The organism is uncultured Erythrobacter sp. (assembly GCF_947492365.1).
Taxonomy (GTDB): Bacteria; Pseudomonadota; Alphaproteobacteria; order Sphingomonadales; family Sphingomonadaceae; genus Erythrobacter.
The window spans coordinates 1,215,324-1,227,468 of record NZ_CANLMB010000001.1 but is presented as its reverse complement, the minus strand read 5'-3'; the positions used below and the strand labels follow the sequence as shown (position 1 = coordinate 1,227,468).

At 61.1% G+C, this 12,145-nt stretch carries 13 protein-coding genes; 2 read left to right on the top strand and 11 right to left on the bottom strand.

Going from position 1 to position 12,145, the window contains the following annotated elements:
* Window positions 1-3: 3 nt before the first annotated feature.
* Both Q0887_RS05955 and Q0887_RS05950 read right to left on the bottom strand, forming a co-directional pair.
* A complete protein-coding gene (locus Q0887_RS05955) occupies window positions 4-597 on the bottom strand; it encodes a septal ring lytic transglycosylase RlpA family protein (RefSeq protein WP_299193151.1) in 594 nt (197 codons plus the stop codon).
* Window positions 598-1,556: 959 nt separating this feature from the next.
* The gene (locus Q0887_RS05950) at window positions 1,557-2,771 is read right to left on the bottom strand and encodes an argininosuccinate synthase (RefSeq protein WP_299193150.1); all 1,215 of its coding nucleotides are present in this window, start codon (window positions 2,769-2,771) and stop codon (window positions 1,557-1,559) included.
* Between the two features lie 161 nt (window positions 2,772-2,932).
* On the opposite strand from Q0887_RS05950, the gene Q0887_RS05945 reads away from it, so the two are divergent.
* Entirely contained in the window at window positions 2,933-4,285 is a 1,353-nt protein-coding gene (locus Q0887_RS05945) for an acyltransferase (protein ID WP_299193148.1), read from the top strand.
* Window positions 4,286-4,288: 3 nt separating this feature from the next.
* On the opposite strand, the gene Q0887_RS05940 is transcribed toward Q0887_RS05945, so the two are convergent.
* Entirely contained in the window at window positions 4,289-5,635 is a 1,347-nt protein-coding gene (locus tag Q0887_RS05940) for a cyclopropane-fatty-acyl-phospholipid synthase family protein (RefSeq protein ID WP_299193146.1), read from the bottom strand.
* A 100-nt stretch (window positions 5,636-5,735) separates the two neighbouring features.
* On the opposite strand from Q0887_RS05940, the gene Q0887_RS05935 reads away from it, so the two are divergent.
* Window positions 5,736-6,185, top strand: a complete 450-nt coding sequence (locus Q0887_RS05935) for a DUF1801 domain-containing protein (RefSeq protein WP_299193144.1) — start codon at window positions 5,736-5,738, stop codon at window positions 6,183-6,185.
* 93 nt (window positions 6,186-6,278) lie between these two features.
* On the opposite strand, the gene Q0887_RS05930 is transcribed toward Q0887_RS05935, so the two are convergent.
* From Q0887_RS05930 to Q0887_RS05895, 8 genes are all read right to left on the bottom strand, one after another.
* The gene (locus Q0887_RS05930) at window positions 6,279-7,052 is read right to left on the bottom strand and encodes a molybdopterin-dependent oxidoreductase (RefSeq protein WP_299193142.1); all 774 of its coding nucleotides are present in this window, start codon (window positions 7,050-7,052) and stop codon (window positions 6,279-6,281) included.
* On the bottom strand, window positions 7,045-7,737 hold the full coding sequence (locus Q0887_RS05925; RefSeq protein WP_299193140.1) for a cytochrome b/b6 domain-containing protein: 693 nt from the start codon (window positions 7,735-7,737) through the stop codon (window positions 7,045-7,047). Before Q0887_RS05925 ends, Q0887_RS05930 begins: the two co-directional genes overlap by 8 nt.
* Window positions 7,734-8,510: an SDR family oxidoreductase gene (locus tag Q0887_RS05920; RefSeq protein ID WP_299193139.1), complete on the bottom strand. Its 777-nt coding sequence runs from the start codon at window positions 8,508-8,510 to the stop codon at window positions 7,734-7,736. The genes Q0887_RS05925 and Q0887_RS05920 overlap by 4 nt, the downstream gene beginning before the upstream one ends.
* A gap of 65 nt (window positions 8,511-8,575) precedes the next feature.
* Window positions 8,576-8,917, bottom strand: a complete 342-nt coding sequence (locus Q0887_RS05915) for a glycine zipper 2TM domain-containing protein (protein ID WP_299195255.1) — start codon at window positions 8,915-8,917, stop codon at window positions 8,576-8,578.
* 240 nt (window positions 8,918-9,157) lie between these two features.
* Window positions 9,158-9,820: an MOSC domain-containing protein gene (locus tag Q0887_RS05910; protein WP_299193137.1), complete on the bottom strand. Its 663-nt coding sequence runs from the start codon at window positions 9,818-9,820 to the stop codon at window positions 9,158-9,160.
* 320 nt (window positions 9,821-10,140) lie between these two features.
* Complete coding sequence (locus Q0887_RS05905; protein ID WP_299193136.1) at window positions 10,141-10,521, bottom strand: hypothetical protein; 381 nt, start codon at window positions 10,519-10,521, stop codon at window positions 10,141-10,143.
* Window positions 10,522-10,741: 220 nt separating this feature from the next.
* Window positions 10,742-11,446: a hypothetical protein gene (locus Q0887_RS05900; protein ID WP_299193134.1), complete on the bottom strand. Its 705-nt coding sequence runs from the start codon at window positions 11,444-11,446 to the stop codon at window positions 10,742-10,744.
* The gene (locus Q0887_RS05895) at window positions 11,443-12,030 is read right to left on the bottom strand and encodes a hypothetical protein (RefSeq protein WP_299193133.1); all 588 of its coding nucleotides are present in this window, start codon (window positions 12,028-12,030) and stop codon (window positions 11,443-11,445) included. Before Q0887_RS05895 ends, Q0887_RS05900 begins: the two co-directional genes overlap by 4 nt.
* Window positions 12,031-12,145 lie beyond the last annotated feature (115 nt).

The window sequence follows — 12,145 nt, the reverse complement described above, 5'->3', positions numbered from 1 at the left end:
GCGCTAGGGGCTCACCACTTCCAGCTCGACGCGGGCATGGCCGCGGCTGATCATGCCGATGGCTTCGGCGGCGCCGCGCGACAGGTCGATCTCGCGGCCACGAATGAAGGGGCCGCGATCGTTGATGCGCACGGTGACAGAGCGGCCATTGCGCGGGTTGGTGACGCGCACCATCGTGCCGAAGGGCAGCGTCTTGTGAGCCGCCGTCATGGCGCGCATGTTGAACCGCTCTCCATTGGCGGTGAGGCGGCCATGGAAGCGGCGGCCGTAGAAGGAGGCGATGCCGGTGCCCATGCTTCGGATCACGCGGGTCTGCTCGACCGGAGGCTCGAACGTAGAGATGTCCACTGCGTCAGGGGGCACTGCCAGATCGATGTCCTGAAGGTCGGGGCCGAGCGGCTCGATCACACCGGCGAAGTGCGCGGCGAAGGGCACGCTGCCCTCACTCTCGTCGTAGTCGGCTGAGCTGTCCTGCGCTTTGGCTTGAGCGTGGGCAAATGAGAGCGGTGTGCAGACCAGAGCCAGTGCCGCCAGGCCAAGCGTGCTGCGTGTCGAGCTGCGGGTGCACCCGCGCGAAGGCTGAGAAGCGTTGCCCATCTTGAGCAGCGGTATAGCGTTGCGGCTCAGCCAAGCGCAAATCGGGTCGGGATAAGCCGGGTTGGAAGGCAGGTGGGACGAGGCACGAGAGGCAGCGCAGTCGAGGTGGCGCAGGCGGGGCGCAGGCAAGGCGCACCCCAAAGCAAATGGGGCCGGCATTGCTGCCGACCCCACTCTCACCAGCGCGTGGTCATTGTCTTTGTTGCATTCGTTCCGGCGAACCTTCCCGTCTGCTTCCAGTGTCAACGCGCTTGGCGCTCGATGTCTAACCCGCGTCCGGTTTCTGGCTTTCCGGCTTGCGCCTTCTTGCAAGTCCCCTTGCTTCGCGGTTCGTCACCGGTGCTCGCGCCGGCATCCGACTGGGCCTCGTGACCGCCTAGCTTACGCTGCGCCGGAACGCTTCGTCCGCAGGCCTGCCCCTTGGCATAGCCGAGACCGTGATACGTTGGTTGACGGTTCAAGCACTCCAGTTCCGGGTTCGAAAACCCTTTCCTACAGCTATCGTCAGCCTGTATTACGGCCGTAACGTTGGCGTCGTTTCACGCTAACCTCAAACGATCGGGTTTGCTTTGGGCCTAAACCTTCGGCTCACCTTTTCTAAGTCAGTGTGTGGACAGTCGCCACCGTATCTTTGTTACATAAATTCCTTGAATTTCAGCGCTTTGCAGCGTTTCGTTCGAAGCCTTTATGTCCCAAAGACAGTTAGAAGCTGCGCCCGAATCGCGCATTTCTCAAGGGCGGAAATCGCGACTTTTCCACTTTCTGCGGACTCGCCTGTGGAGGAGAGTGGATAAGTCCACCATTCGTCGCAAAGTGACTTTGGCGGCGGCGGGGCGTGGCCCGCAAGACCGCCCGCGCGGTTCAAAGCGTGAAGCGGTGCTTGCCGATCATTGCGCGGGATTGAAACGCGGTTCAATGCGGCAAGCCAAGGCCGCTCCGAGTCGCCGGTTCGAGTCGCTTCAGCGATCCCTTTGGGCGAGCAAACGCAGCCGCAGGGCGTTCAGTTTGATGAAGCCCCCGGCATCCTGCTGGTCATAGGCACCGGCATCATCCTCGAAGGTCACATGCGCCTCCGAGTACAGCGAATGAGGAGACTTGCGACCGACCACATCGGCATTGCCCTTATAGAGCTTGAGCCGGACGGTGCCCGTCACCTTCTCCTGGCTCAGGTCAATCGCGGCTTGCAGCATCTCGCGCTCGGGTGCGAACCAGAAGCCGTTGTATATGAGCTCGGCATATTTGGGCATCAGCTCGTCTTTGAGATGCGCCGCGCCGCGATCCAGCGTGATCTGCTCGATTCCGCGATGCGCGCGGGCGTAGATCTCGCCTCCGGGCGTCTCGTACATGCCGCGTGACTTCATACCGACAAAGCGGTTCTCGACCAGATCAAGCCGCCCGATCCCATGCTTGCGGCCCAGATCGTTGAGAGCGGTGAGCAAAGTGGCAGGGCTCATCGCCTCGCCATTGAGCGAAACACCGTCGCCGCGCTCAAAGCCGATCTCGATATACTCAGGCGTATCGGGCGCGTTCTCAGGGTGATCGGTGCGCGAATAGACGTAGTCCGGCGTCTCTTCCCACGGATCCTCAAGCACCTTGCCTTCGGACGAGGTGTGCAGGAGGTTCGCATCGGTGGAGAAGGGCGCTTCGCCGCGCTTGTCCTTGGGCACGGCGATCTGGTGCGCCTCGGCCCATTCGATCAGCGCGGTGCGGCTGGTGAGGTCCCATTCGCGCCACGGAGCGATGACGTGGATGCTGGGGTCGAGCGCATAGGCGCTGAGTTCGAAGCGGACTTGGTCATTGCCCTTGCCGGTGGCGCCGTGGGCGATGGCATCGGCGCCGGTCTCATGTGCGATCTCGACCAAGCGCTTGGAGATCAGCGGGCGGGCGATCGAGGTGCCGAGCAGGTAGTCGCCTTCATAGCGGGCATTGGCGCGCATCATGGGGAAGACGAAGTCGCGCACGAACTCCTCGCGCAGGTCTTCGATGAAGATGTGCTCGTCGGGAATGCCCATCGCGCGGGCCTTGTCGCGGGCCGGTTCGATCTCTTCGCCTTGGCCAAGGTCAGCGGTGAAGGTGACAACCTCCAACCCGCGCTCAGTGCTGAGCCATTTGGCGATGACGGAGGTGTCGAGGCCTCCGGAATAGGCGAGGACGACACGTTTGATGTCGGACATGGAAGGAACCTCTTGGAACAGGAGAGGCGCGGCTAGCAAAGCGGGGGGCATGCGGCAACGGCTTTGAGGGGGCGGGGAGGGCGAAAGCGATGCATTTGCTTGCAAACCGGGGCCTTGCGCCCAACATTGGCGGGAACGCGGATACGGGAGAGACGCGAAATATGGGTATGTGGAGCAAAGCGCGCGAGCTGGCCGAAATGGCCCCGCCGGAGCGCAATCGCTGGGTGGACTTCCTGCGCGCAATCTCGATCCTCGCCGTGGTGTTCGGCCACTGGCTGATGGCTGGGCTCTATGTCGACGAGGCTGGCGCATTGCAGCGCGGCGACCTGCTCGACACGGCGGACTGGACCCACTGGCTGACTTGGGCTTTCCAAGTGATGCCGGTCTTCTTCCTGGTTGGAGGCTACTCCAACGGCGTGAGCTGGGATGCGACGTTACGCAAGGCGGAGCCCGGACAGACCGGCGTCTACCGCGACTGGCTGGCAAGCCGCGTGCAGCGCCTGATCGGGCCGACCTTCCCGCTGCTGCTCGTCTGGGCGGTGCTGGCGGTTGTGATGACGCAGGTCGGGATCGACCGCGGCGAGATCCGGGCTGCGACCGAGGCGGCGCTGATCCCGGTCTGGTTCCTCGCGGTCTATCTGCTGGTCACGGCCTGCACGCCGCTCGCCTACAAAGCTTGGAAGCGCTTTGGGTGGCTGAGCTTCGCAATCTACATCCCGCTGGCGATGGGGGTCGATTACCTGCGGTTCGCGCACGACGTGCCTTACATCAGCTTCACCAACTTCCTGTGGGTGTTCCTCGGCATCCATCAGCTTGGCTTTGCGTGGAGGGATGGCAAGTTCGACAACCGGCTGTTCGCCGCACTGTGGTTCGCGGTGGGCTTAGCGGTGCTGGTGTCGATCACGGTCTATGGCTTCTACCCCGTCTCGATGGTGAGCGCGCCGGGCGGCTTCTCCAACTCACTGCCGCCGACGCTTGCGCTGTTCGCACTGGGCGTGGTGCAGGTGGGGCTGGTGCTCGCGCTGGAGCCTCTGGGGCGCAAGATGCTGGACAACATTGGCATCTGGACCGCGACGGTGCTGATGAACGGCATGATCATGACCGTCTATCTGTGGCACCTCACCGCTTTTGTGCTGGTGATGACCGCCGTGTGGCTCGGCCTAGGCGGGATGGGCCTCGGTCCGGTTCCGGGCACAGGCGAGTGGTGGGCAACGCGTCCGCTCTGGCTCGGCATCTACATCCTCGCGCTGCTGCCGATGATCGCGATCTTCGCCAAGAACGAGCGCGTCTTCGGCCCGATCAGAGGCGGCCGCACCGTGCCCAAGGCGCGGGTGGTGGCAGGCGTCCTGCTGATCTGCGTCGGCCTCGCTGCAACAGCAGGCGTGACTATCGCCAGCCCTGATGGCGTGACGGGATTGCGCATATGGGTGGTAGCCGCGCCGTTCGTGGGCGCTGCGCTGCTGGGCTTTGGTCCGATCTATCGGCCTTCGAACCGGAAGGAGGTGCAGGAGTAGCGCCTACTCCGCCGCTTCCTTCATCCCCGGATCAAATCGCCAGCTCGGGATCTCGCCTCGCTCGCGCAGGCGGGCGCTTTCGTGGTGGATGTATTCGCGGGTCATCGGGATCGCGTCGCGGCTCTTCACATATTGGAGCTGCCAGTTGACCATGCCGCCATTGCGGAAGCTCTGCTCCGCGCCGGCGAGGTAGAAGAGCCACATGCGGTAGAACACCTCGTCATACATCTCGGTGATCTCTGCCTGGTGCATGACGGTGCGATTGTACCACTCCTCCAGCGTGTGCGAGTAGTGGTAGCGCATCGCCTCGACATCCATGACCTGCCAGCCGTTCTTCTCGCTCTCTGTGACAAGTTCGGACAGGGCCGGGATGTAGCCGCCGGGGAAGATGTATTTGCGGGTCCATGCGTCGGTGTAGCCCGGAGGACCCGCGCGGCCGCAGCAATGCGAGATCATCACGCCGTTGGGCTTGAGCAAGCGGTTGGTGTGCTCGAAGAACTGCGGATAGTGGATCGTGCCGACATGTTCGAGCAGACCGACGCTGGAGATACGGTCGAACGCGCCTCCCTCTTCGCTGGGCACATCGCGGTAGTCGAGCAGTTTGAACTTCACCTTGTCGGCGACGCCCAGCTCTTCGGCGCGTTCGTTGGAGAACTTGATCTGGTCGGGTGCGAGCGCCACGCCGAGCACTTCGCAATCGTACATCTTGTTGAGATAGAGCGCGAAGCCGCCCCAGCCGCAGCCAATGTCGAGCACCTTCATCGGCACGCCGCCATTGTCCTCGGGCCGCTTCAGGTGGAGCTTGGCGGCAAGATGCGCCTTCTTGTCCATCTGCGCCTGCTCGAGGCTGGTCTGGGTCGGATCATCCTCGCGGTAATAGGCCATCGTGTACTGGCGATCCTCGTCGAGGAATCGTTCATACAGCTCGCGGGTGAGGTTGTAGGTGTGCTCGGCATTGGCGCGCGCCGAGCTGCGCAGGTTGATGCCATCGACGGCGGCCTTGATCTTCTGCACCGCTTTGCGAACCGGGCCCTTGGCCTTGAGCGAGGCATCGCCCAGCCGCTTGGCGTTCATCGTGACCATCAGGATCATGTCGCGGATGTCGTGCGGTTCCTCGACCACCAGCCAGCCCCACATAAACGCCTCGCCCGCACCCATTTGCGGATAGCGCACGATGTGATTTGCGGCCTTCTTGTTGGTTAAACGGATGCGGATAGGGCCTGCTCGGCCTCCGACCAGCGGATCATACTCACCGCCCGGACCATAGGTATGCTCGGTACCGTCGTGATCTGTAACGATCAGCTGACCGTGCTTGATTGCTTTGGCGAGAAACTTGTCGAGTAGCCACATATGCTGAGCAGTCCCCTTGCTGCGAATTTGCGAGCAGGTTTGGCGCGGCATGTGTTAGGCTGTCAATCGCCTTGTGGTGGAAGTGTGGGGAGGACGCGCGATGGCTGGCAAGAAATCCGAAGCAAAAACAAAGCCGACTGCGGTGTCGGTTGCAGAGTTTATCGAAGCCGTCGAACCCGCCTCAAAGCGCGAGGACGCCAAAGTGCTCGACGCATTGTTCCGCAAGGTCACTGGTGAAGCGCCGCAAATGTGGGGCCCGACGATCATCGGCTATGGCAGCTACCACTACAAATATGAAAGCGGACGCGAGGGGGACTGGATGCGCTCCGGCTTTAGCCCGCGCAAGGCCAAGCATTCGCTTTATCTGATGGGCCGCTATTGCGACGAAGCGACGGGCAAGAAAGTCGACGCACTGCTCGAGAAGATGGGCAAGCACACGACCGGCGCGAGCTGTGTCTATGTCAACAAGTTGGCCGATATCGATCTGGATGTGCTGGAGGAGATTATCGGTGTGTGCTGGGGCGCGATGAACCGGGTCTATCCTGATTAGCAGCCCGCCCCGAGTCCCAGCGAAGGCTGGGATCGTTTTCGATCTCACTCATTGCGGAAGGCGGTCCCAGCCTTCGCTGGGAATCAAGCTAAGTCATATCCCCGCATACCACTGGTAATCGCCCAGATCCTCCCAAAAGCCGCCTTTGCCGCCGTAGAGGTCATCAAAGCTCGCCACCGCTTCGATGCCGGTGAGGTATTTGGCGTGTTTGTAGCCCAGCTGCCGCTCGATCCGCATGCGCAAGGGAGCGCCGTTCTTTTCGGGTAGCGGCTCGCCATTGAGTTTGTGGGCGATGATCGTTTGCGGGTGGTAGGCATCGACCATGTCGACGCTCTCGTAATAGTCGCGGTCATAGAGCCGGTCAGCACAGCGAAAGACGATGAAGTTGGCCTCTTCGCGCACTTTGGCCGCATCGAGCAGGGCGGAAAGCTGCGGGCCGCTCCATTCGGCAATCGCGCTCCACCCTTCGACGCAGTCATGGCGGGTGATCTGGGTGCGCTGGGGGAGGGCCTTGAGGTCGGCAAGGCTGAGGCTGAGCGGGTTGTCGACCAGCCCGCCTACTTCAAGCCGCCAATCGGCAAAGCCGTTCGCCGCTCGCGCGCGGTACTCGTCCGTGTCGACCGTCAGCGAACCATTGCCGCGAATGTCAGGGGAGCGATCCTCGGGAGCGTATTCGGGAGCGAGCGCCTGCCGCCTTGCAAGGGCACGGTGCGCGGTGCGGTGCCAGCCTTCGGCCACATCGAACAGGTCGCCTGCTGGGCCAGTCTCGGCAAGTTCGCTGCAAGCGGCAGCGGGAAGGGCGGCCATGCCCGCGAGCAAGGTGCGGCGTTTCATCTCAGGCCCTTTCTTCGGCACTTTGTCAGGCATTGTCGGCCTCCTGCCGCGAACCGCCGGTTATCATGTCGGAAATCTGCGTCGCCGCACCCGAAATAAACACCATCACCACATGCAGCACTACAAAACCGAACAAGGCCCATGCGACGATGAAATGCAGACTGCGCGCGCTCTGGCGCCCACCCAGAATTTCGACCAGCCACGGCGCTGCGGGTTCAAAACCAGGGCTGATTGCAAGGCCGGTAAAGATCATCATCGGCAGCAGCACGCCGAGCACGATGCCGTAGCTGATCTTTTGCAGGACATTGTAGCCGCCATCCTCGCCCGCGTGCTCGCCGTCCAGATGCCGCTTCGCATCCGCGATCAGCGCACGCGGCGACCAGTCGGCAAAGCGCGTGGCGATATCACGCCAGAAATGCCGGTTGATAAGGCTCGCCGCCCACATCATCAGCAGGCTCACCGCGAACAGCCATGCAAAGCCCGAATGCCAGTCGCGCGCCTCGGCCAGGTCGTATCGCTGCGGGATCGTCGCCCACGCGGGGAAACGCACGACGCTGAGCCACGCATCCGCCGGATCGAAGCCGTAATTGCCCCAATAGAGGTAACGATGCGCGTTCGAGATATTCAGCCCCGACATAAACAGCACGATAAAAGCCAGCGCGTTGAGCCAGTGCCAGATGCGGGTGGGGAGGGCGTGGCGTTTCAATTGCGTGCTCAATTCCCGGCCGCTTTCTCGCGCGCCAGATAGATCACGTCGCGCGGCTGGGAGAGCAGGTGCTGTCCGCTATCGATGAAGAGTGTGGAGCCGCTCCTGAGCGTTCCACTTGCGAGGAATAGCGCAGCTTCGACGATTTCTTGCGGTGCAGTCTTACGCTCCAACAGATTGAGCCGGTGCGAGATTTCCGTCTCTTCCTCGCTCTGATCGTGGCTGGCCAGAATCGCACCCGGCGCAATGCCGTAAACCCGCGCATTCTCAGGGGCGCTCATCGCCATCATCGGGATGGTCGAAGCCGCCGCATTCTTGGACATTGTGTAGCTGAAGAAATCGGGATTGGGGTTCTCCAGCTTCATATCAGTGAGCTGGATCACCGTGCGCGGCGCATCTCCGCGAGCGGCACGAAGAAAACCCTGCGCGAGGCGGGCGGGGGAAAGCGCGTTGACCTGCATCGCTTCCCGGTTCGTGGCAGGGTCCAGTTTGGTTGCATCGTCATAACGAAAAACCGAAGCTGAATTGACGAGGCAGCGCCAAGCGGGCAGCCGCGCGGCCAGCGCCTCGATCATCGCATCGACGGCTTCATCATCGGCGAGGTCGCATTGGAATGTCTCGGCACTCGGCAGTTCCTGCGCCAGCGCTTCTGCTGCTGCGCCGGACCTGCGATAGTGGATGACGACGTGCCAACCAGCTCGCGCGAAACCTCTGACAATTTCGGCCCCGATACGGTTCGCGCCGCCGGTTACGACTACCGCGGAAGAATGTGCATTGTCAGCCATTTGACCGCCCTAACAGTGCGCGCGCGCACTGCACAAGAAGAAGGGCAGCAAACTCGTGCGAAGCCTCAGCGGCAGCGCAATTCCCCGCGGTCGATTTCCTGCCCCAGCAATCCGCCTGCAATCGCGCCAAGCAAGGTGCCGGCCGTGCGGTCGCCTTCGGTGTCGATAGCGCGGCCCGCAAGAGCTCCTAGGCCCGCTCCGATCACAAGCCCGGTCGTGCCATTGCCGCGTTCGCAATAATAATTGCCGTCGCGGCCACGCCAAATCCGGTCCCGGCGGCCAAGACGGCGCGGATCGCGATACCGCCCGCGATCATCATAGATGCTCTGCCGGTCGCGGTCGCGGCGGCCATGGGCGGGCGCCTGGCGAGGCGGATCAGCGGCAAGCGCGGAGTGAAGGCCGGGCATTTGCAAGGGTGCAAATTGTGCCGGGCCGATGTCGCTGGATGCAGCGGCGGGGCTGGCGGCGAGTGCCGCAGCGCCGAGCGCGGCCAGAAATGCGATTTGTGAATTCATATCGAAGTCCTCTCCAAGTTCACGCGGTATAGCACACAAAGCTGTGCCAGTGGGTAGAACCTGAAGTAACTGAGGCAGCAGGAAGGGATAGAATGGGCGCTGCTTGAGGTCAGATGTTGCCGCAAACGGCTTCTAACCCAGCTTGGCCTTCGCCTTTTCTCGCAATTTCGGGGACAAAGCATCCAGATTCGCCAATTCGCGCAGTTCTTCGCGGCTGCCTTTGCCCGCCATCAGAACAGCGAATGCACGCGCGACGCTCCAGTCTTGGTGGCCGATCTCGACCCTTTCGATGGCATCGCCTGCTCGCGCCTCGCCGAATTCGAGCACGCGGAAGTACCAGCCCGAGCGGCCCGTTGAGACGATCTTTGTAACCATCCCCTTGGCCTCGCAAAACGCGCCGAAGCGGTGCTCAATTTTCCAGCACGGCTGGCGCGGCTGCGAGATTTGCAGCAGCGCCCCGGTTGCCGAAGGGCCGACCCGGAATGTGTCGCCGATATGCACCTGATCCTCGGTCATCCCGCGCACAGCGAGGTTCGATCCGAATGCGCCGGGCTGGTCGAGCAAATCGGGCGCACCCAGCTCATCCCGCCAGTATTCGTGATGGTCGAGTGGATAGAGGTGCACCGCCATCTCCGGCCCGCCATGGACGCGCTTGTCGGCCTGTTCGTCAGGCGCAAGCCCGTCTTCAAGAAACTGCACAATCCCCTCGCGCGGATGCTTCGCAATTGCGCTTGCTTCCGCGCCGTTAAAGGGGCGGGCGGTTCCGGTGCAGATGGCTTCTAGCGTGTGTTTCATGGCTTGCGCACTAGCACGGGAACCCACTTGCGCATCGCCCTATATGCGGCTTTCCCTCCCATGGCTGGCTTTCTAGCGATTCCAATCCTGCTGCCTTCTTAGAAAGTCTCAATAGCAACAGAATCAATCGCAAAGCCGCGTTCGATCATTCGCGCCGCATCACGCCCGATGACGCAGCCCAGTTCAAGCACCCGCGCGCATTTTGGCAAGCGATCGAGAAACGCATCGAGACGGCGCTAAAGCGACCGACCGAAGGCATAATAGGAGACGTTGGCTTCGTAATGCGCAAGCGTTGGCTAATCGCCGCTCATTCCCGCACGCTATGAGCCTAGGCCGAAGTTCTCCGTGGTGCCTGGAATATCTACACCATCATCAATATGGAGCATATCAATGATCCAATCCATCATTTCCTGATTGTTCGGATCGAATCCATCAGCAGATTGCCAGTCCTCGAGCGAAGCTGTCTGGGTCACGTTCTGATACCTGGGAGAGTCCTCAGTTTGGCAAAGAAGGTGATATGTCGTGACCTCCTCATTCTGGTTGGTATCGTAATTGAAGCGGATTTCGATATTCGTAGTGATAACGCAATTGTTATTGGCGTTATTATCATTGCCACTATTATCATTGCCGCCTGAAACAAACACAACTTCTTCCGGCGTTAGGACTCGGAAACCGGGTTCTTGGTGGTCTTTATGCAACATTTGAAACCCCTTTATGACTGCGTCTAGTAGATTACATCGCTACGAAATTAGTGCAGAACCGATTCTAGATATCGAAATTGACCTGAGAAGTATTAGAATGTCAACGTGCAAGTGTAGTATTCGGATCTGAAAATACGATGCGCGACGACTGGTTAGGTCAAAGTCTAGCCCAACGCCCAAAATCAAATCGGATCTATTGCGATGGATTCACTAAGCACTGTTAGTGACGCAGCCTCTTGACGTTGTATTCGAGCAATTCCTCCTGAGTGAGGCAATAACGTGTGCTCGGATTATCCTCGGTCCCGCGCGCCTGTTGCTGATACATGATGTCTGTCAGCAGTTTGCGGCTGACGCCCATTCTTATCAGGAAGTCGTTGTCCTCTGTGGCGAGCAGCGCGGAACTCTGTTCGATGCTCACAATCAATTCCGTTGTGGCTTCGCTCCCGTCGATCACCGCGTCGTCGATGATCCAGCGGTCGCGGGTGTGCGTGAACATGTGAACCATGAATGTGCCACCTTCGTCGACCTGTCGCTCGAACCCGCCCATGAAAATAAAATTGCAGGCTGAAAAGCACACCCAGTCTTCGGGGATACGTGTGTTCAAGCCGTAGCGCTGGATTAACCGGCCCGCTTCATTGCCAGCGCGGGCATTGCCACCTCGCGAGCGCAGCCAGACCTCGCCAATAAGCGGGTCGGCATCGAGCGCAGCCGTGAGACGCTCGGGCAGGCCCGCATCGATCCGCCCCTCAGCTAGCAGGACCTTGAACTCGCCTTGCGGGATTGCGGTAAGCGTCATCGCGTCGGCGCTTCCCCAATTCGGTTCAGCCGGGCAGGTCGGATTGTTCGGGTCGCGGGGACCGGCGCCGGTCAGTATCGCCAGGGCAAACAGCGCACCCGTTGCTTTCAAGGCTGTGGCAGATTTCATGCGCGGATTGTGTAACGCGGCGATCCGGCGAGCCGGCACATGCGCTTTTCTGCCCGCGTTTCCTCGCCTTCGACGATGATGACATCGGTGACAGTGATACAGTCGTCGCCACCTGAAGACGCCTCGCGCGCGGTCACGGTTGAAGTGCCGCTAACCCCGTCGCGTGTGCCTGATGTCCATTCGGCGCTGCGGCCCACTTCGGGAGGGGCCTGGTTGCCCTCTTCATCGACCTTGGTGGTGGCTGCGATGGTCGCATCTGCGGCTTGCTTCTGCTCCTGCTCGTCCAACTGGCAGGCGATTTCGGCGGAGATCGTGTTTGTAAACTCGGCGACCGGCACAAACGAGCCGAGGCCCATCCGATTGGCCGTGCGCCCGGCTGCACCGCCGAGGATGCCGCCAATCACGCCGCGTGCAGTGTTTCCGCTGGAGCCTTTCTCGCACCCTTCCGCTGCCTGAGCGCCGCTCTGCGCATCGCGGGTTACATCGCGCAGCAATCCGCGAAACTGGGCGTGGGCGGGGATTGCGACGGCCACCATGGCGAGCGCCCCGAGTGCGAGCGGGAATATCCGAAATCTGCCTGACATTTTTCGTCCTCCTGGCGCATCTATATATGGCAAGAGCCGATTTCGCCATTGCCTTGTCTTCGTGATCTTATCGAAATGGCGACACTCCGACTTTTACTGACTGATCTTGCTAAAC